Annotated in this window: 18 protein-coding genes and 1 pseudogene; 6 read left to right on the top strand and 13 right to left on the bottom strand. The window is 54.9% G+C overall.

Features of this window, described 5'->3' with window-relative positions:
• The first annotated feature begins 13 nt into the window (after positions 1 to 13).
• Entirely contained in the window at positions 14 to 1060 is a 1047-nt protein-coding gene (potD, locus tag SOM82_RS08185) for a spermidine/putrescine ABC transporter substrate-binding protein PotD (RefSeq protein ID WP_320461207.1), read from the top strand.
• Positions 1061 to 1588: 528 nt separating this feature from the next.
• Here potD and cobB read toward each other — a convergent pair.
• From cobB to lolC, 5 genes are read right to left on the bottom strand one after another with little or no spacing between them, the layout of a single operon-like run.
• On the bottom strand, positions 1589 to 2410 hold the full coding sequence (cobB, locus tag SOM82_RS08180) for a Sir2 family NAD+-dependent deacetylase (protein WP_320461206.1): 822 nt from the start codon (positions 2408 to 2410) through the stop codon (positions 1589 to 1591).
• Between the two features lie 15 nt (positions 2411 to 2425).
• The gene (gene nagK, locus SOM82_RS08175; protein ID WP_320461205.1) at positions 2426 to 3337 is read right to left on the bottom strand and encodes an N-acetylglucosamine kinase; all 912 of its coding nucleotides are present in this window, start codon (positions 3335 to 3337) and stop codon (positions 2426 to 2428) included.
• 52 nt (positions 3338 to 3389) lie between these two features.
• Positions 3390 to 4634 carry a lipoprotein-releasing ABC transporter permease subunit LolE gene (lolE, locus tag SOM82_RS08170; protein ID WP_320461204.1) on the bottom strand — a complete coding sequence of 415 codons (1245 nt, stop codon included), beginning with the start codon at positions 4632 to 4634 and terminating at the stop codon, positions 3390 to 3392.
• Positions 4634 to 5335 (bottom strand): lipoprotein-releasing ABC transporter ATP-binding protein LolD, encoded by a 702-nt coding sequence (gene lolD, locus SOM82_RS08165; RefSeq protein ID WP_154125095.1) that lies wholly within the window; start codon positions 5333 to 5335, stop codon positions 4634 to 4636. Before lolD ends, lolE begins: the two co-directional genes overlap by 1 nt.
• Complete coding sequence (gene lolC, locus SOM82_RS08160; RefSeq protein ID WP_154125094.1) at positions 5328 to 6527, bottom strand: lipoprotein-releasing ABC transporter permease subunit LolC; 1200 nt, start codon at positions 6525 to 6527, stop codon at positions 5328 to 5330. Before lolC ends, lolD begins: the two co-directional genes overlap by 8 nt.
• A gap of 269 nt (positions 6528 to 6796) precedes the next feature.
• Between lolC and SOM82_RS08155 the strand changes: the two genes are divergently transcribed.
• The 3 genes from SOM82_RS08155 (at position 6797) to ldtC (ending at position 12585) form a co-directional block, all read left to right on the top strand.
• Entirely contained in the window at positions 6797 to 7870 is a 1074-nt protein-coding gene (locus tag SOM82_RS08155) for an acyltransferase family protein (RefSeq protein ID WP_320461203.1), read from the top strand.
• Positions 7871 to 8025: 155 nt separating this feature from the next.
• Positions 8026 to 11472: a transcription-repair coupling factor gene (gene mfd, locus SOM82_RS08150; protein ID WP_320461202.1), complete on the top strand. Its 3447-nt coding sequence runs from the start codon at positions 8026 to 8028 to the stop codon at positions 11470 to 11472.
• A gap of 153 nt (positions 11473 to 11625) precedes the next feature.
• The gene (ldtC, locus tag SOM82_RS08145; protein WP_154125091.1) at positions 11626 to 12585 is read left to right on the top strand and encodes a L,D-transpeptidase LdtC; all 960 of its coding nucleotides are present in this window, start codon (positions 11626 to 11628) and stop codon (positions 12583 to 12585) included.
• A gap of 79 nt (positions 12586 to 12664) precedes the next feature.
• Here ldtC and bhsA read toward each other — a convergent pair whose 3' ends face one another.
• A complete protein-coding gene (gene bhsA / locus SOM82_RS08140) occupies positions 12665 to 12922 on the bottom strand; it encodes a multiple stress resistance protein BhsA (RefSeq protein ID WP_154125090.1) in 258 nt (85 codons plus the stop codon).
• A gap of 244 nt (positions 12923 to 13166) precedes the next feature.
• Between bhsA and comR the strand changes: the two genes are divergently transcribed.
• Together comR and SOM82_RS08130 are read left to right on the top strand one after the other, a co-directional pair.
• Positions 13167 to 13802: a TetR family copper-responsive transcriptional repressor ComR gene (gene comR, locus SOM82_RS08135; RefSeq protein WP_320461201.1), complete on the top strand. Its 636-nt coding sequence runs from the start codon at positions 13167 to 13169 to the stop codon at positions 13800 to 13802.
• 77 nt (positions 13803 to 13879) lie between these two features.
• Positions 13880 to 13954 (top strand): annotated as a pseudogene (locus tag SOM82_RS08130) (hypothetical protein); the annotation flags it as partial.
• Between the two features lie 521 nt (positions 13955 to 14475).
• Here the strand turns inward: SOM82_RS08130 and SOM82_RS08125 are convergent.
• From SOM82_RS08125 to SOM82_RS08095, 7 genes are all read right to left on the bottom strand, one after another.
• Entirely contained in the window at positions 14476 to 15015 is a 540-nt protein-coding gene (locus SOM82_RS08125; RefSeq protein WP_320461199.1) for a glycine zipper 2TM domain-containing protein, read from the bottom strand.
• 177 nt (positions 15016 to 15192) lie between these two features.
• Positions 15193 to 16497: an NAD(P)/FAD-dependent oxidoreductase gene (locus SOM82_RS08120; RefSeq protein ID WP_154125088.1), complete on the bottom strand. Its 1305-nt coding sequence runs from the start codon at positions 16495 to 16497 to the stop codon at positions 15193 to 15195.
• 236 nt (positions 16498 to 16733) lie between these two features.
• Positions 16734 to 17276: an alpha/beta hydrolase YcfP gene (ycfP, locus tag SOM82_RS08115; protein WP_320461198.1), complete on the bottom strand. Its 543-nt coding sequence runs from the start codon at positions 17274 to 17276 to the stop codon at positions 16734 to 16736.
• A gap of 34 nt (positions 17277 to 17310) precedes the next feature.
• Positions 17311 to 18336: a beta-N-acetylhexosaminidase gene (gene nagZ, locus SOM82_RS08110; protein ID WP_320461197.1), complete on the bottom strand. Its 1026-nt coding sequence runs from the start codon at positions 18334 to 18336 to the stop codon at positions 17311 to 17313.
• 11 nt (positions 18337 to 18347) lie between these two features.
• Positions 18348 to 19172 carry a thiamine kinase gene (thiK, locus tag SOM82_RS08105; protein ID WP_320461215.1) on the bottom strand — a complete coding sequence of 275 codons (825 nt, stop codon included), beginning with the start codon at positions 19170 to 19172 and terminating at the stop codon, positions 18348 to 18350.
• The gene (gene lpoB / locus SOM82_RS08100) at positions 19153 to 19800 is read right to left on the bottom strand and encodes a penicillin-binding protein activator LpoB (protein ID WP_320461214.1); all 648 of its coding nucleotides are present in this window, start codon (positions 19798 to 19800) and stop codon (positions 19153 to 19155) included. The genes thiK and lpoB overlap by 20 nt, the downstream gene beginning before the upstream one ends.
• Positions 19801 to 19813: 13 nt before the next feature.
• Positions 19814 to 20188 (bottom strand): YcfL family putative periplasmic lipoprotein, encoded by a 375-nt coding sequence (locus SOM82_RS08095; RefSeq protein ID WP_154125084.1) that lies wholly within the window; start codon positions 20186 to 20188, stop codon positions 19814 to 19816.

Raw genomic sequence — 20188 nt, 5'->3', positions numbered from 1 at the left:
CAGGGGACGTTAAATGATGAAATGGTCACGCCACCTGCTCGCGGCAGGTGCTCTCGCAATCGGCATGAGCGCCGCGCACGCGGACGACAGCAAAACACTCTACTTCTACAACTGGACCGAGTATGTGCCGCCAGGCCTGCTTGAACAGTTCACCAAAGAGACGGGGATCAAGGTTATCTATTCGACTTACGAGTCGAATGAAACCATGTACGCCAAGCTTAAAACCTATAAAGACGGCGCGTACGATCTGGTGGTTCCTTCGACCTACTTCGTCGACAAAATGCGTAAAGAAGGCATGATCCAGAAGATCGACAAAACGAAGTTGACCCACTTCGCTAATCTCGATCCGGAAATGCTCAATAAACCGTTCGATCCAAATAATGATTACTCGATCCCCTATATCTGGGGTGCGACCGCCATCGGCGTCAACAGCGACGAGATTGACCCAAAAACGGTGACCAGCTGGGCCGATTTGTGGAAACCAGAGTATAAAGGCAGCCTGCTGCTGACCGATGACGCGCGCGAAGTGTTCCAGATGGCGCTGCGCAAGCTGGGCTATTCCGGTAACACCACTAATCCAAAAGAGATTGAAGCGGCCTACAACGAGCTGAAAAAACTGATGCCTAACGTGGCGGCGTTTAACTCCGATAACCCGGCTAACCCGTATATGGAAGGCGAAGTGAATCTGGGAATGGTGTGGAACGGTTCGGCCTACGTGGCGCGTCAGGCGGGAACGCCGCTGGAAGTCGTCTGGCCGAAAGAAGGCGGCATTTTCTGGATGGACAGCCTGTCGATTCCGACAAATGCCAAAAATGTCGACGGTGCCATGAAGCTGATTAACTTCCTGCTACGCCCGGAAGTGGCTAAACAGGTGGCGGAAACTATTGGTTATCCGACGCCCAACCTGGCGGCACGCAAATTGCTCAGCCCGGAAGTGGTGAACGATAAATCACTGTACCCGGATGCGGAAACCGTGAAGAAAGGCGAATGGCAAAATGATGTGGGCGACGCCAGCCGGATCTATGAAGACTACTATCAGAAGTTAAAAGCGGGTCGGTAATTTCGTGCGGTTTGGCCCCCTCACCCCGTCCCTCTCCCCAAAGGGGCGAGGGGGAAAAGAAAGCATCGAGCGGTTCCCTCTTCCCTTTGGGGCAAGGGGGAAAAGACAGCACCGAGCGGTTCCCTCTCCTCTTTGTGGCAAGGGGGAAAAGACAGCACCGAGCGGTTCCCTCTCTCCTTTGGGGCAAGGGGGTAAAGACGGCATCGAGCGATCCCCTCTCCCCTTTGGGCGAGGGGTAAAGACAGCTCCGAGCGGTACCCACTCCCCTTTGGGCCAGGGGGTAAAGACAGCATCGAGCGATTCCCTCTCCCCTTTGGAGCGCGGGGGAAAAGACAGCTCCGAGCGGTACCCACTCCCCTTTGGGCCAGGGGGTAAAGACAGCATCGAGCGATTCCCTCTCCCCTTTGGAGCGCGGGGGAAAAGACAGCACCGAGCGGTTCCCTCTCCCCTTTGGGGCGCGGGCATAAAGACAGCATCAAGCGGTTCCCTCTCCCCTTTGGGGAGAGGGTTAGGGTGAGGGGAAAATACTTACAATCCTTTCAACAACTTCTCGACAAAATCCGGCACCACTGCGCTTGCCAGTCCATAGTGTTTCTCTTCAAATTCGCTCCCTACCTGGCTTGGCTCCAGATTGAGTTCAACCGTATGCGCTCCGTGCAGTCGGGCCTCATGAACGAAACCGGCTGCCGGATAGACGTGCCCGGATGTTCCAATCGCGATAAAAACATCGGCCATCGCCAGCGCGCTGTAGATATCATCCATACCGAGCGGCATTTCGCCAAACCACACTACATGCGGGCGCAGCGGAGACGGGAACTGGCAGCAATGGCATTTATCATCAGCGGTGATATCGCCGGTCCAGTCGAGAACCTGGCCGCTCCAGGCACAGCGCACTTTTAACAGCTCGCCGTGCATGTGGATGATGTTGTGATTCCCGGCGCGTTCATGCAGGTTGTCGATGTTCTGCGTCACCAGCAAAAAGCGGTCTCCCAGCGCTTCTTCCAGCCTGGCCAGCGCCAGATGCGCCGCATTGGGCGCAATCTCCGGCAACTGCAGCTGCCGGCGGCGCTCGTTATAGAACCTTTGCACCAGCTCAGGATCACGGGCGAAACCTTCTGGTGTCGCCACGTCTTCGACGCGGTGCTCTTCCCACAGTCCGTCCGCGGCGCGGAAGGTACGAATACCCGATTCCGCCGAGATCCCCGCCCCGGTCAACACCACAACTCTTGGCTTTTCCATTCCTTCTGGCATCACCCTGTCTCTGAAAAATATCCGCTGGCGCAAGCGCTCACGCAGGCGGCGTTTGGTTTTACGAAAACGGCTCAGTCGATGTAACCGACGCGACAGCATAGTAACCTCGTTTAACTAACGGGTGAGATGAAGGAACGCCGCACCGCGCATTCCTCCCGCATCCCCATGACGCGCGCGTTCAATACGCGGTACGCGTGCGACCGGCAGCAAATGACGGGGCAATCGCCCGGACAGCTGTTCCGTGATCGCCGAAAAGTTTGATAACCCGCCCCCGATCACCAGCAGATCGGGATCGACAATGGTCAAAATATTGCCCAGACACACCGCCAGCAGATCCAGATAGCGTTCAACGTGTTCACGCGCCTGTTCATCCCCCTGTTCCCACAAGGTGATGATTTCCGGAGCCTTGCGTTTCTGATGATAGAAGTGTTCGTAAAGCCACGCAAACCCGCCGCCCGACAGATAATTCTCAATACAGCCATGCTGCCCGCAGCCGCAACGCGTCAGGGGAAAATCACGCCCGACGACCTCCAGCGCATCCACCGGCAGGCGGATGTGGCCAAACTCGCCGGTAATGTAGCTGCGTCCGGTGATCGGTTTCCCGTTGAGGATAAGACCGCCGCCGACGCCCGTTCCCAGAATCAGCCCCATCACCAGCGGATACTGGCGAAAGTCATCGTCCCAGGCTTCGGAAAGCGCAAAGCAGTTGGCATCGTTATCAAGACGAACATCGCGTTCAAGGAGAGCAGAGAGATCGGCGCGCAGCGATTTGCCGCTGGCGGCAGGCACGTTGGCGGCATACAGCGTACCGTCATCGGTTTCCGGCATCCCCGGAATACCGATGCCCACGGAGCCTTTGACGCCAAAACGGGTATCGGCTTCGGCCACCAGCGCAGCAATGGCCGTTAAAAAGTGATCATAACTTTCGCGCGGCGTGGGAACGCGGGTTTCCCACTGTAAGCGCAGATTTTCATCAAAGACGCCAAGCGCAATTTTCGTGCCGCCAATATCAAATCCATAATACATAACGCATTCCTCTTTTTGATTTGGCGGCTTGAGCCGTCAAACCATGACGTAATTACTGGCCACTTAATACCCTCGCCGGATCAATACGGCTTGCGCGACGCGCCGGGTACCAGCTTGCCAGCAGACTCAGCAAAAGTGCTGTCACCAGCACATAAACGACGTCCAGCCAGTGCAATTCTGACGGCAGGAAGTCAATAAAATAGATGTCACCAGACAAAAGCTGATGACCAATAATTTTTTCAATGGCATTGATAATGGGGGTCAGCTGCAGGGAAACCACCACACCAATCACCACGCCGCACAGGCTGCCAAACAGACCTGCCAGCAGACCATACCAGACGAAAATGGCGCGAATAAGACCGTCTTTGGCCCCCAGCGTACGCAATACGGCGATGTCGCTGCTCTTGTCTTTTACCGCCATCACCAGCGTGGAGACAATATTGAAGCAGGCCACGCCAATCACCAGTACCATCGCCAGATACATAATGGCGCGGATCATCTGGATATCGCGATACATATAGCCGTAGGTGCCAATCCAGCTTTTGATGTAGACATAGCTGTTGGTCACGCTGCCGGCATCACGCACCAGCTTATTGGCATTAAAGACATCGTTCACCTTAATGGCGATGCCCGTTACGCTGTCGCCCATATCCAGGTACTGGCGCGCATCGTCCAGCGGCACCATCGCGAAGCTGTGATCCAGCTGACCGCTCAGGGCTAAAATGCCCGTCACGTGCAGACGCACGCGCTTCGGTTGCTGAAGCTTGTGATCGGCGCTGGCATTGGGGATCATGATCGACACCCAGTCGCCCTGCTTCACCTTCAGCGCGTCGGCCACGCCTTTGCCGATAATGATCTGCTGTTCACCCGCTTTAAAGTTCGCCCATGCGCCGTTTTGCACAAACTGCGGCAAGGCGCTTAAACGCGCCTCCTGCTGAGGATTGACGCCTTTCACCTGAATGGCGCGCAGATTCGCCCCGCTTTCGACCAGCCCGGTAAAGTTGATGTACGGCGCGGCGGCGGCGATACCCGGCACTTTCTCGACTTTGCTGAGCGCCTCGCTCCAGTTGTTCCACGGCTGATTGACAGGTTCAATTTCGCCGTGCGGCACGACCGCCAGAATTCGGTTATTCAGCTCACGTTCAAAGCCGTTCATCGCGCTTAAGCCGACGATCAGCACCGCCACGCCGAGGGCGATACCGACGGTCGAGATGACGGAGATCAGCGATACCATGCCGCCGCGGCGGCGACCACGGCTAAAGCGCAAACCGATAAGAAGGGATAACGATGACGCCATTACTCGGCTCCCATCAGGGTCAGTTCCGCGGTCAGACGGCCATCGCGCATCTCAAGCTGACGGCTCATACGACGCGCCAGTTGCAGATCGTGCGTTACCACCAGAAACGCCGTCCCCTGGGAGGCGTTCAGCTCGCCGAGGAGCTGGAAAATGCTGTCCGCGTTGCGCGCATCCAGGTTACCGGTGGGTTCATCGGCCAGCACCAGGCGCGGATTATTCACCAGCGCACGGGCAATCGCCACACGCTGGCGCTCGCCGCCTGAAAGTTCGGAAGGACGGTGGCTACCACGATGGGCCAGACCGACCGCTTTCAACATATCGCTGGCGCGAGCGTTGATTTCTGCCGGTTTCTTTTTGCCAATCAGCAACGGCATCGCCACGTTCTCCAGCGCGCTGAAATCGGGCAGCAGGTGGTGGAACTGATAGATAAACCCGAGCGAATGGTTACGCAAATCCGCTTTCGCGGTAGACGACATTTTGCTCATCGGCTGACCGGAGAAAATCACATCGCCGGAAGTGGGCGTATCCAGCCCGCCCAGCAGATGCAGAAGCGTACTTTTGCCCGAGCCGGAGCTGCCAACAATCGCCATCATCTCGCCTTCGCCTACGCTGAAACTGACCTCATGCAGCACATCGGTCTGCACGTTGCCTTCCTGATAGCGTTTGGACAGGTTGTCGCATTGCAACAGGATCTTATTCATAACGTAAAGCCTCAGCGGGTTGAGTGGCGGCAGCGCGCCATGAAGGATAAAGCGTAGAAAGCAGCGCAACAGCCATGGCGACCAGCGCGATGCCCACCACCTGCAGCGGCTCAATAGCGACCGGTAGCGCGGCACCGTCAAGCAAGATACCGATAACCGGCATTAAATTATTCAGCTGGCTGGCCAGCAGCGCGCCCAGAGCGGCGCCCAGTAGCGCACCGATGATCCCGGCGCTCGCGCCCTGAACCATAAACACCGCCATAATCTGGCGCGGGGTCAGCCCCTGGGTTTGTAAAATAGCGACCTCGCCCTGCTTCTCCATCACCATCAAGCCAAGCGAGGTGATGATGTTAAACGCGGCCACCGCGACAATCAGGCTCAACAGCAGTCCCATCATGTTTTTTTCCATGCGCACGGCCTGGAACAGCTCGCCTTTACGCTCGCGCCAGTCCTGCCACTGCGTACCTTCCGGTAATGTTTGTTGGCTCAGAACATCCACTTTCAGTGGTTCGTTGAGCCACAGACGCCAGCCGGTAATATTGCCCAGCGGATAACGCATCAAACGGGATGCATCCTGGATGTTAACCAGCATCTGATAGCCGTCGACTTCACTGTTGGCCGCAAATGTGCCGATAACATTGAACAATCGTTGGCTTGGCAAGCGTCCCATCGGAGTGAACTGGCTGGCCGATGGCACCATCACGCGCAGCTGATCGCCACGATTGACGCCCAGTTGCCCGGCAAGCTGTTCGCCCAGAATCACGTTGTATTTTCCGGGTGCAAGATCGGTCTGTTTGACGTTGACCAGATACGGCGTAAGCGGATCTTTTTGCGCCGGATCGATGCCCAGCATCACCCCGACCGAGACGCTACGCGCGCTCTGTAAGACCACGTCTCCGGTGGTCAACGGCGCAACGCGATTCACCCCCTGCAATTTCACCGCGCTTTCGGGCAGCTGTTGCGGGTTGACTGAGCCATGAGAAGATGAAAGAACCGCCTGCGGCATCAGCCCCAGAATGTTGTTTTGCAGCTCGCGTTCAAAGCCATTCATCACGGAGAGAACCGTCACCAGCGCCATCACGCCAAGCGTAATGCCAATAGTGGAAAGCCAGGAGACAAAGCGACCGAAGCGGTCCGCGGCGCGGCCACGCATATAACGTAAGCCTATAAAGAGTGCGACAGGTTGGTACATGAAATCCGTCTGGTTGCTGATAGCAGACCCACGAGTATATAAGCGAATCCGTTAAGCGTAAATGACTGAAACCGTAAGCTTTGGTAATCATTTTCACGAAAAAACAAGAAAAATCAGCGCGCTACCCTCTTATCTCCCCATCGTTGCCCCTTAGCGTTCCCTCCACCTTTTCTGAAAATCTTCCGGATACAGACTCTTACCCGTTACAACGCCAGCCTGTTCGCCCAGCATTAACGGCACGTTTATGGCAAAACAGGTATCGGTTACCGATGAAACAAAAAGCATTATGGATTAATCAGATAAAAGGTCTGTGCATCTGCCTGGTGGTGATTTACCACTCGGTGATTACCTTTTATCCTCACCTTGACGGGCTGCAACACCCGTTATCGGGTCTGCTCGCCAAATGCTGGGTCTATTTCAATCTCTATCTTGCACCGTTTCGTATGCCGGTGTTTTTCTTTATCTCGGGCTACTTAATTCGTCGCTACATTGATGAAGTCGGCTGGCGCGCCAGTCTGGATAAACGGATCTGGAGTATTGTCTGGGTACTGGCGCTATGGGGTGTTCTGCAGTGGCAAGCCCTGAGCCATCTGAATGCGTGGCTGGCACCGGATCGCGACCTGGTGACCTCTTCCAACGCCGCTTACGCCGATTCGTTAACCGGTTTTATACGCGGCATGCTTACCGCCAGCACCAGTCTTTGGTATCTGTACGCCCTGATTGTCTATTTCACACTGTGCAAATTGTTAAGCCGCTGGAGGCTGCCTGTACTCGGCTTGCTGGCGCTGGTGAGCGTGGCGATTAACTTCCTGCCCTTGCCGTGGTGGGGAATGAACAGCGTCGTGCGCAATATGATCTATTACAGTCTCGGGGCCTGGTATGGCGCAGAGTTGATGGCGTGGATGAAAGGTATGGCGTTACGACGCTACTGGCTGCCGATCGTCGCCTTTGGCGCAGTATCCGTCGTGCTGTGGTTTGCGAACGTCCCGCTGTTGCTTTCGCTGCTCTCAATTCTGCTGATCATGAAGCTGTTCTACAGCATTGAGCAGCGCTACAGTGTGCAGTCGAATAACCTGCTGAATGTGGTTGGCTCCAACACCATTGCGATTTACACCACCCATCGGATCTTAATTGAGGGATTCAGTCTCTTCCTGATTAGCCAACTCAATGCGGGTGACTGGCCCGTATGGGCAGAACTCACTCTTATCCTGATCTATCCGTTTATCAGCCTGGTAGTGTGTACTCTGTTTGGCCTTGGCGCACGCAAAGTGTCCAGCGCGCTGTTTGGCGATGTGTTCTTCACCCCGCCTGCGCGCCTCGCTCCCGTAGAGGCCACCCGCTAATCCCCTTCTTCGCCCTCTTCGGAGGGCGAATGTCGCCTCTGTGCAGTTCCGGTTTGCTAATGTAAAACGATCAAGGATAATAATGACATTGCGTATCAGTGATATGCCCCAATACTGTTTTTGGGTATATATCCATAAGAGACTCTGACATAGCCATGCCTGAACAATATCGTTACTCCCTGCCCGGCAAAGCGGGCGACCAGCGTCAGTTAGGTGAACTGACGGGTGCAGCCTGTGCCACGCTCGTTGCAGAGATCGCAGAACGTCACGCCGGACCGGTGGTGCTGGTTGCCCCCGATATGCAAAATGCACTCCGCCTGCATGATGAAATCCGCCAGTTCACCGACAGCCTGGTCTTTAGTCTGGCCGACTGGGAAACACTGCCTTATGACAGTTTTTCCCCGCACCAGGAGATTATCTCCTCGCGACTTTCCACCCTCTATCAGCTGCCTTCCATGCAGCGTGGCGTGTTGATTGTCCCGGTGAATACGCTGATGCAGCGTGTCTGCCCGCACAGTTACCTGCACGGTCATGCGCTGGTGATGAAAAAAGGCGAGTGTTTATCGCGGGATGCGCTGCGGGCGCAGCTCGACAGCGCAGGCTATCGCCACGTCGATCAGGTGATGGAGCACGGCGAATACGCGACCCGCGGCGCGCTATTGGATCTCTATCCAATGGGCAGCGATCAACCGTATCGGCTCGATTTCTTCGATGACGAAATTGACAGTCTGCGCGTGTTTGACGCCGACACCCAGCGAACGCTGGAAGAGGTCGAGGCCATTAATTTACTCCCCGCGCACGAATTTCCGACGGACAAAACCGCCATCGAGCTGTTCCGTAGCCAGTGGCGCGATAAATTTGATGTGAAGCGCGACGCTGAACACATTTATCAGCAGGTGAGCAAAGGCACGCTGCCGGCAGGGATTGAGTACTGGCAACCGCTGTTCTTTAGCGAACCCCTTCCTGCGCTGTTCAGCTATTTCCCGGCAAAAACGTTGATCGTCAACACCGGCGATCTCGAAGCCAGTGCCACCCGTTTTGAGGGGGAAACCCGCGCCCGCTTTGAAAATCGGGGCGTGGACCCGATGCGCCCTCTGCTGCCTCCTGAGCAGCTGTGGCTGCGCACCGATGAACTGTTTTCAGAGCTGAAAAAATGGCCGCGCGTCCAGCTCAAAACGGAAAGTCTGCCGGACAAAGCCGCCAACACCAACCTGGCATTCCACACGTTGCCGGATCTTTCCGTTCAGGCGCAGCAAAAATCGCCGCTGGATAATTTACGAAAATTTCTCGAATCCTTCACCGGCCCGGTGATTTTCTCGGTAGAGAGTGAAGGCCGTCGCGAAGCGCTGGGCGAACTGCTGGCCCGCATCAAAGTGTCGCCGAAACGTATTCTCCGTCTTGACGAGGCGAGCGATAGCGGACGCTATCTGATGATTGGCTCTGCCGAACATGGCTTTATTGACACGCTGAATAACCGGGCGCTGATTTGTGAAAGCGATCTGCTGGGTGAACGGGTGGCGCGTCGTCGTCAGGACAGCCGTCGCACGATTAACCCGGACACGCTGATTCGCAACCTGGCCGAGCTGCACGTCGGCCAGCCGATTGTGCATCTGGAACACGGCGTGGGACGCTACGCGGGAATGACCACTCTCGAAGCCGGTGGGATCACCGCCGAATATCTGATGCTGACCTATCTCGGTGATGCGAAACTGTACGTTCCGGTCTCCTCTCTGCATCTGATCAGCCGCTACGCCGGTGGCGCAGAAGACAGCGCACCGCTGCATAAGCTCGGCAGTGATGCCTGGACACGCGCACGCCAGAAAGCCGCTGAAAAAGTGCGCGATGTGGCGGCAGAACTGCTGGATATCTACGCCCAGCGAGCGGCAAAATCGGGCTATGCCTTTAAGCACGATAAAGAACAATATCAACTTTTCTGCGACAGTTTCCCGTTTGAAACCACACCGGACCAGGCCCAGGCCATTAACGCCGTGTTAAGCGATATGTGCCAGCCGCTGGCCATGGATCGTCTGGTCTGTGGCGACGTTGGCTTCGGTAAAACCGAAGTGGCGATGCGTGCGACCTTCCTGGCCGTAGAGAACAATAAACAAGTTGCCGTTCTGGTTCCCACCACCCTGCTCGCACAGCAGCATTTTGACAACTTCCGCGACCGCTTCGCCAACTGGCCCGTGCGGATCGAAATGCTGTCGCGTTTTCGCAGTGCAAAAGAGCAGACGCAAATTCTGGAGCAAGCCAGTGAAGGTAAGATCGATATTCTGATCGGTACCCATAAACTGCTGCAAAGCGACGTAAAGTGGAAAGATTTAGGCCTGCTGATTGTCGATGAAGAACATCGCTTTGGCGTGCGTCACAAAGAGCGTATTAAAGCGATGCGTTCTGATGTCGATATCCTGACCCTGACCGCCACCCCTATTCCGCGTACGCTGAATATGGCGATGAGCGGAATGCGCGACCTGTCGATCATTGCCACCCCACCGGCCCGTCGTCTGGCGGTGAAAACCTTCGTGCGCGAGTACGATAGCCTGGTGGTGCGCGAGGCGATTCTGCGTGAAGTGCTGCGCGGCGGCCAGGTTTACTATCTTTATAACGACGTTGAAAACATTCAGAAAGCGGCAGATAAGTTGGCTGAACTGGTGCCGGAAGCGCGCGTCGCGATTGGTCACGGGCAGATGCGTGAGCGCGAGCTTGAACGGGTGATGAACGATTTCCACCACCAGCGTTTTAATGTTCTGGTCTGTACCACCATTATCGAAACCGGTATCGACATTCCGACGGCGAATACCATCATTATTGAACGCGCTGACCACTTCGGTCTGGCGCAGCTTCACCAGCTGCGCGGACGCGTCGGGCGTTCTCACCATCAGGCCTACGCCTGGCTGCTGACGCCGCATCCAAAATCCATGAGCACCGACGCACAAAAGCGTCTTGAAGCGATTGCCTCCCTGGAAGATCTCGGCGCAGGTTTTGCGCTGGCGACACACGATCTGGAGATCCGCGGCGCTGGCGAACTGCTCGGCGAAGACCAAAGCGGCTCCATGGAAACCATTGGTTTCTCGCTGTATATGGAAATGCTGGAAAATGCCGTCGATGCGCTCAAAGCCGGACGTGAACCGTCGCTGGAAGATCTCACCAGCCAGCAAACGGAAGTGGAATTGCGCATGCCTTCGCTGCTGCCGGATGATTTTATCCCCGATGTGAACACGCGTTTGTCGTTCTATAAACGGATCGCCAGCGCCAAAAAAGAGTCCGAGCTTGAGGAGATTAAAGTCGAGCTGATTGACCGCTTTGGCCTGCTGCCGGATGCCGCGCGTAACCTTCTTGATATTGCCCGTCTGCGCCAGCAGGCCCAGAAGCTGGGGATCCGTAAACTGGAAGGGAACGAAAAAGGCGGCGTGATTGAGTTTGCTGAGAAAAATCATGTCGATCCCGTGTGGCTCATCGGCCTGCTGCAAAAGCAACCACAGCATTATCGCCTGGACGGCCCGACGCGTCTGAAGTTCACCCAGGAGCTGGCTGAACGCAAAACACGCATGGAGTGGGTACGCAACTTTATGCGCCAGCTCGAAGAAAACGCCGTAGCCTGATCCGGTCATTTCACCCCGGCGGCGTACCGTCTGCCGGGGTGATTAATTTACAAACTCTTTGCAATCGACCTGCACATCCCGACACATCCCTTCGCCATAATGTTCAATCACCCTTAGATACCTATAACCTTATTATTACTATGGATTTTGGTGATGATGATGACTGTGCGTTTGACTCGCTGGATTGCTCTTTTTGCCCTTGCGGCAACGGTAGCGATCGCCCTTCCTGCCCGCGCCAATACCTGGCCGCTCCCGCCTGCCGGTAGCCGTCTGGTGGGGGAAAATCGCTTTCATATGGTTGAAAACGACGGCGGCTCCCTGGAGGCGATTGCCAAAAAATACAATGTGGGTTTTCTGGCGCTGTTGCAGGCAAATCCCGGCGTGGATCCGTATGTGCCGCGCCCGGGGAGCGTGCTGACTATCCCACTGCAAACGCTGCTCCCTGACGCGCCGCGTGAAGGTCTGGTGATTAATCTTGCCGAACTGCGTCTCTACTATTACCCACCGGGTAAAAATGAGGTGACCGTTTACCCGATCGGTATTGGCCAGCTAGGCGGCGACACGCTGACACCTACCATGGTCACAACCGTCTCGGATAAACGCGCCAATCCGACGTGGACCCCTACGGCCAATATCCGTGCGCGATACAAAGCTCAGGGCATTGAATTACCGGCGGTGGTTCCGGCAGGCCCGGATAACCCGATGGGGCATCACGCCATTCGTCTGGCGGCCTATGGCGGCGTCTATTTGCTGCATGGCACCAATGCGGATTTTGGCATCGGGATGCGCGTCAGCTCGGGTTGTATACGCCTGCGCGACGGGGATATCGAGACCCTGTTCCGCGTCATTACGCCGGGGACAAAGGTCAATATTATCAACACACCGATAAAAGTGTCTGAAGAGCCGGACGGCAGACGACTGGTGGAAATTCACCAGCCGCTGTCAAAAAACATTGGCGACGATCCGCAAACGCTGCCGATTACGCTGAATGCGGCCATGCAAGCGTTCAAAGCCCGCGCAAACAGCGCGGTAATGGAAAAAGCAATGGACGTGCGCTCGGGCATGCCGGTGGATGTCACGCCGCATACCGAGGTGACTCAGCAAACGATGTAAGATCGTCTGCAACAAAAAGGCCCTGCTTTTCAGCAGGGCCTTTTTTATTGCAGTGGCATTAATGAGGGTTAAGCCAGGCTTATTTGTAGATCACCGCAGTACCGTGCAGCGTATTCGGACCGGTGACTGAAGTGATGCGGAATGATTTTGCGCCCATCTGTTCTGCTTTCTGCGCTAACTGGTCTTCCAGAGAACTCAGGTTAGTCCCTGCGTTGGCAGAAATGGTGCCGACTTTATGTTGGTCAGCCGGAGTGGATTGCACTTCAACAGCTGCGAAGCTGGCGAATGAAAGTGAGCTTAGTACAGCAGCAGCGATGAGGGTTTTTACGTTTTTCATGATTATTAGCCTTAAACAGATGATTTGGAAAGTCGTTAGTTATTTACTTAACGATCGATAGGTAAATGATAGATGTGATCCGGGTCACACGTCAACACTATTTTATAACGACCATTAATTAATTTTTAATTTTCTTATTTTTCATAAAGATATGATTAATTTATTTTTATGAAATCAGTGCTGGTCGCCACTGACTATTATTTTTATAATGGTCATTCAACAATCCAACTGAGGTACAACGGCAATGACAACCGACATCACGAGTTGCGTAAAAAAAAGCCGTGGCCGACCAAAAGTGTTCGACAGGGATGCGGCGCTCGATAAGGCCATGACACTCTTCTGGCAGCATGGTTATGAAGCGACTTCGCTCTCCGACCTGGTAGAAGCGACAGGCGCTAAGGCGCCGACGCTGTATGCAGAATTCACGAATAAAGAAGGCCTGTTCCGGGCGGTACTGGATCGCTATATCACGCGTTTCGCCGCGAAGCATGAAGCGCAGCTGTTTTGTGAAGAGAAGACGGTTGAACAGGCATTGCAGGATTACTTCGCGGCTGTCGCGGCCTGCTTTACCAGTAAAGATACGCCAGCTGGCTGTTTTATGATTAACACCTCGGCCACGCTCGCCGCCTCTTCAAAAGAGATCGCGAATACCGTGAAATCTCGCCACGCCATGCAGGAAGAGACGTTGGGTGAGTTTCTTCGCCAGCGTCAGAGTCGCGGTGAGATCCCGGCGCAGTGCAATACCGTCGAGTTAACACAGTTTCTGTGCTGTGTGCTTCAGGGGATGTCTATCAGCGCACGCGAGGGGGCAAGCCTTGAAAAGCTGCAAAGTGTTACCCGCACCACCCTGCGCTTATGGCCTGAGCTGCTAAAAGGTTAATTTCGGGGGCGGGTCACCGCCCTTTCATTTCGCACTCCTCCCCTTATCAATTCCTTATGCTGTTAATCCGCTTCAACGGGATGAACAGGCGTGGACGCGCCATTGTGGTACTGAGTGATGGCGTGCGCCTTCACTCTTCGCGTACAAGGTCGTGGCCGCCGCGTTGGTCTGAATGACGCGCGGCCCTTTTAATCGCTGAAACTGCGTTTGGCCTGTTTAACAATAGGCTAAACCTTTTTCAAAATGCGTCTCGTTTGCTATGCTTAAGGTGTGATTATTGTGCTGCTAATGATTAGCAGCCGCTAAACAGGAGACCCGTCAACGTCATGAAGACGCCGAAAACCGCAGTGATTAACTTTTCCCCCACCGATGCGGCGGTTGCAATGAGTTATCTGTTAAGAATAAGAACGCTTTCTGACTGTACACATGCGTAAGGAAAATAAAGATGATTTTGCTATTACCATTATTCAAAGTGTTAATAGTAATTACATTGTTATTTGGTCTTTGGGTTTTATGTGGTGGTTCGGTACTGTTCGCGTTTATTTCAATACTGATCACGGGATTTCTGCTCCTGCGCCAGCACGATACCTTTGACCTTTAACCCTGTTTTTACAGCAAAAAAAGGCTCCTCAGCCTGAGCGTTTGAGGAGCCGAATGTAAAAAAACACCTTTTTTACACCTTGTTATTCAGAACCAGTTGGCCATTGCCATCCAGTGGGATCTGGGTGCCGGGATCTTTATCCATGCGGATTTTACCCTGCTGATCGCCAATCTTGTAGGTCACATCATAGCCGAGCATTTTTTCTGATTTGTCATAAACCGTTTTGCAGCGCTGCTGCGTAGTGGTGTAGGTGTCACCCTCCTGCATCGCACCCTGGACCTGGTTGCCTGCATAGCCTCCGCCCAGCGCACCGACAACGGTGGCAACGTCTTTACCGCGCCCCCCGCCAAACTGATGACCAATCACCCCACCCGCTACCGCACCGAGAACAGAACCGGCAATACGGTTTTCATCCTGTACCGGACGACGGTGAGTCACCGCCACATTTCGGCACTCCTGACGAGGCGTTTTCACCGACTCTTTAATCGGTGTAGCGGAAACAACCTGAGCATACTGCGGGCCACGTTCGAACACGTTCAGACTGGCTACTGCCGCCACGCCCAGCGCCGCAGCTACGCCAATCCCTATACCCGCCAACATTGATTTATTCACGGGACTTCCTCCTTTGTTGCTATTAGTAACAATTCTGCAGTCAAAGAGAGGACTCGCCAATCAGAATAAGGCGCAAAAAAAGAGAATTGCCGGGTTTCAGAGAACTCCTAAGCCCTCTGGTCAGGATTGACAGCAGGATATGCTAAAAGTCCCTCCGTGACCGGAGGGACGACAGGATTAGTGCAGTTTGAGACGTGGGCGGATCACACGGTTGATACTGCCTACCAGCATCATTAAGCCCGTTTTGAAGTAACCGTGCAGCGCCACCTGGTGCATACGATAAAGCGAAATATACACAAAGCGCGCAATGCGGCCTTCAACCATCATCGAGCCGCGCATCAGGTTACCCATCAGACTGCCCACGGTGGAGAAGTTAGACAGGGAGACCAGCGAGCCGTGGTCTTTATAGACGTATGACTTCATGGCTTTACCCCTGGTCTGCGCCAGAATGTTATGCAGCGCAAGGCTTGCCATCTGATGCGCAGCCTGAGCGCGAGGCGGAACGAATCCACCTTCCGGGCGAGCACAAGAAGCGCAGTCGCCGATGGCGTAAATGTCCGGATCGCGGGTGGTTTGCAGCGTGGGTTCAACCACCAGCTGGTTAATGCGGTTCGTTTCCAGGCCGCCAATCTCTTTCATAAAGTCAGGGGCTTTGATCCCCGCCGCCCAGACCATCAGATCGGCTTTAAGATATTCACCGTCTTTGGTATGCAGGCCGCCCGCGTCCGCGCTGGTCACCATGGTTTGCGTCAGAACACGCACGCCCATTTTGGTCAGCTCGTTATGCGCCGCGCCTGAAATACGCGGTGGCAGCGCAGGCAGAATGCGTTCGCCGGCTTCGACCAGCGTGACGTTTAGCGCGTCGTTCGTCAGCCCTTTATAGCCGTAGCTGTGCAGCTGTTTCACCGCATTATGCAGTTCGGCAGAGAGCTCTACGCCGGTTGCGCCGCCGCCGACAATAGCGATATTCACTTTGCCGTTCGCGCCGAGATTATTGGAATATTTCAGGAACAGGTTGAGCATTTCCTGATGGAAGCGACGCGCCTGATGCGGGTTATCCAGGAAGATACAGTGATCTTTAACGCCAGGCGTGTTGAAATCGTTAGAGGTGCTGCCCAGGGCCATCACCAGCGTGTCATACGGCAGTTTACGCTCCGGAACCAGCAGCTCGCCTTTCTCATCACGCAATTCTGCCAGCGTAATGGTTTTGCTCTCGCGGTTGATATCCATGACCGAACCCAGCTGGAACTGGAAATCATGATTACGCGCGTGCGCCAGATAGCTCAGGGCATCGACACCTTCATCCAGTGAACCGGTCGCCACTTCATGCAGTAACGGTTTCCACAGATGGCTGTGGTTGCGATCAACCAGTGTAATTTTGGCTTTTTTGCCACGGCCCAGTTTTTTACCGAGTTGCGTAGCCAGCTCCAGCCCACCTGCGCCGCCGCCTACAATCACTATCTTTTTCAATGGCGTAGTCAATGTGACCCCCTCAAATTATTAACCAATTGTTAATTAAAAGTTATTAAAATAACCCTTAATTAACAACAGGTTACCGCACTGAAACCATTCAGGTGCATTGAGAATAACACGCAAGGCGCATTGGTCATACCAAAATTGATATGAATCAAGTTTTGATGATTTAAATTTGTACAATTGTAGCAAAGACAAAGCCCGGCAAGCTTTCGCCGCCGGGCTTGAGAGACAGACTGGAGGGCTTAACCGAGCGTTTTAAACGCTTTGATACGCTGCAAATGTACAGAGATGTTTTTGAATTTGTGGGTCTGCTCTTCATCCCACACAATTTCATAGTAATGATGCAGCAACTCAGCGGAGCGTTGGCTGTCCAGCGCTTCATCCTCACGAGAGAGGATCACCATGCAACGGTCGCGATTCTTCTCGCGGAAATTACTGACGCATTTTGTGGCGATATCGACATACTCTTCCGGGCGATCGATTTTGCCTTCCATGTTCTCGTTAGGGAACAAATTAGGATTGAACACCACCTGGCGCATATCGCAAAGAAAGCCAATGCGCTCCGCCCAGTAGCCGCCCAGGCCCACGCCACAAATCAGCGGGCGATCGTCAACATTCAGTTGCAGCATCTTGTCCACTTCTTTGAGCAGATGCTGCATGTCATGTTTCGGATGGCGCGTACTGTAGCTAATCAGACGCACGTCCGGATCGATAAACTGCAGCTGCAGCACTTTCTCATGATTACCAGGACTATTCGAATCAAAACCGTGCAAATAAATGATCATCGTTTCCTCGCCACACTACGCCTTCCGAGAGGGGTTATTGGCCCGCTTTGCGTGCCTGCCAGCGTTCATTGAGCGCCTCAAGCTGTGCATTTACCGTTTTCCAGCGTTCGGTGCTCATCAGCTCCTGACGGCTAAATGAACCTTTATGATACAATTGTGTAACACGCTCAGCATTGATCGGCGACAGGTTATCTAACACGCTCACCGCACCTTTACGATTATTGCAGACCAGGATCATATCGCAACCTGCATCCAGCGACGCTTGCCCGCGCTCAGCGTAACTCCCCATAATCGCCGCCCCTTCCATCGACAAATCATCAGAGAAAATGACGCCGTTAAAACCAAGCTCCTGGCGCAGCACCTTTTTCAGCCAGTGGGGAGAGCCGCTGGCCGGGCGGGGATCGACATCGCTGTAAATCACGTGCGCAGGCATGATAGCGTCGAGTTTGTTGTCGGTAATGAGTGAGCGGAATACGGACATATCTTTGCCGCGAATGTCCGCTTCCGGGCGTGGATCGCGCGGCGTCTCTTTATGAGAATCTGCCGTGACCGCCCCATGTCCCGGGAAGTGTTTACCGGTGGTTTTCATCCCGGCGTCATGCATACCGTCGATGAAACACGTCGCCATCGCCAGCGCGATGTGCGGATCTTCATGGTAAGAGCGCTCCCCAATGGCAGCGCTGATATGCCCGACGTCCAGAACTGGCGCGAAGCTAATGTCGATGTCCATCGCAATCATTTCGCTCGCCATCAGCCAGCCCGCCTCCTGCGCCAGCCCGCCGCCCTTCTCTGTACCGAGCAAAGCAGCAAAAGATTGCGCGGCCGGGAGACGGGTGAAACCGTCGCGAAAACGCTGCACGCGTCCGCCTTCCTGATCCACGGCCACCACCAGTCGGTTGCGGGATGCTTCGCGGATTTGACGAACCAGCTCGCGCAGTTGCTCAGGATCGTGATAGTTGCGGGTAAACAGAATCAGTCCCCCCACCAGCGGATGCGCCAGAATCTCGCGCTCCTCCGCATCAAGTTCATACCCTTCGACATCCAACATGACTGGACCCACACGAACCTCTCTTATCCTTTAGTTTGTAACCTGCGCCAGACGTCATCTGCCAGCGCGATAAATTGTTTGTCGCCCGATTGTCGCAAGCGTAACTCATACCAGCCTGCCATCATCATCAGCACCCAGGGCTGCCACTCGTTAACCTGATGCCAGAGCGGCCCGGGATCCATCTGGGCCTTTTGCGCATACTCCTGAACCAGCGCCTGCCGGGACGTTTCCGTTGGCATCCAGACGGCGGCAAGCTCAAGCGCCACGTCCCCATCCCCGGCATATTCCCAGTCGATGAGCCGCTCGCCCGTTGGGGTATGAACGATATTTCCGGCATGAACATCCATATGCAGAGGCACTAACCGCAGCGGCTGCGGCTCGCCCCGTTGACGGAGACGCTTTAGCGTTGCCAGCCAGAATGGCGTTCGTCGGGAGGGAAGCGCCCGCTGCCAGTAATCGTTAAGCAGCGGCAACAGCGTAATACGCCAGCCCAGCCGGGATTGACGATGCAGATGATACAACATGCCCGCGAGGGTTTGCGTATCCGGAAGCACGCTTTCGATTTCGCCCGCCAGATACTCCACGGCCATCCAGCCGTGACTGAAGAAGTGCGGTTTGGGCACGAGATCGGCAGGAAGACGCCTCAGCGCACGACACTGACGACGAAAACAGAAGGCAGGCGCAGTCAAATCGTGGTGCTGGCGTAAAATCAGCCGATGTTCACCCTGTTCGATAATGCAACTCGCGCCGCTAAACCCGGCATGGGTTTGCGGCGCGACGATGCGGTACTGCGGAAAATAGCGCGAGATGAGGTCCTCGCGCGAGACGTTATTGCTGTGTAACGGCACCTTTACCTGACCAGATAATTTCACCTGTCTGGACCAGCATGAGCTGCATTTGCAGTGCTGGTGTGTTCACGTTACCGGTCGCGCTGGAATAGAGGACGTACTGCGCGCCCACGTTACGCGCGATACCGATCGCTTTACTGCGCGATCCCAGGCTGTCCTGTGGGGACAGACCCAGCTGCTGCTTCGCGACCGCCAATTGCTGCGCCGAGACCAGCGTAAATTTGCCGTTATTGGCCAGCGCGTTACGCAGCACTTCCGTGGCTTCGCCGGCGTTCAGCGTACCGTTAGTGCGGTTGTTAACACTGTCTACCAGCAATACGCTTCCGGCCGTGACGCCCTGAGCCTGCAACATTTTGCCGACCATCGGCTGCATCGCACCATTCCAGTCATAGTGACGAACGCGCGGCGCAGGCTGAGACGTTTGATCAGGATGCTCAATCGGGCCCGGCTGTGCAGGGATCGTGGGGACGGAAGGCACCGTAGGGACGGGTTGCGTCGGCTGAACCGGCTGTTCAGTGCCCGGTTTAACCTCTTCGACTGGTGCGGGCGGCTGTTCCGAGCGGTTAATACATCCCGACAGGAAAAGCGCAAATGCAGTCACGAGCGCGTAACGGCTCAAATTCTTAATCAAGGTTCACCCCTTACAAATAAAGATACAGTCTGACCTTATGCGCACCCAGATAATTCGCGCTGCCATAAAGTGTAACCGACGAATTAGCCGGGATAGTGACACTGCGTGGCGCTTCAAGCGGGTGCATTTCGAGGCCTCTTACGTCGTACCAGAAAAAGCGATAGTGGACGGTGACAGGCTCATGTCTTTCGTTATAGAGCGTAGAAGACGCAGACGGCTGGATTTCACTTATCGTCAGCGACGGCGCTTGTGCAGAGATCCCCGCCGCCAGTACCGATGACTCCATGACCAACGTCTGTTCATCACTGACCGGGATCGCAGGACGCGAGCTGCAGCCCGCCATCATTATCGCCAACATCAGAACCGCAATACGCCCTCTTTGCAT

It is taken from the genome of Lelliottia sp. CFBP8978, assembly GCF_034046055.2.
GTDB lineage: Bacteria > Pseudomonadota > Gammaproteobacteria > Enterobacterales > Enterobacteriaceae > Enterobacter.
The sequence above is the reverse complement of the archived record's forward strand: the minus strand, read 5'-3'. Positions and strand labels throughout refer to the sequence as shown.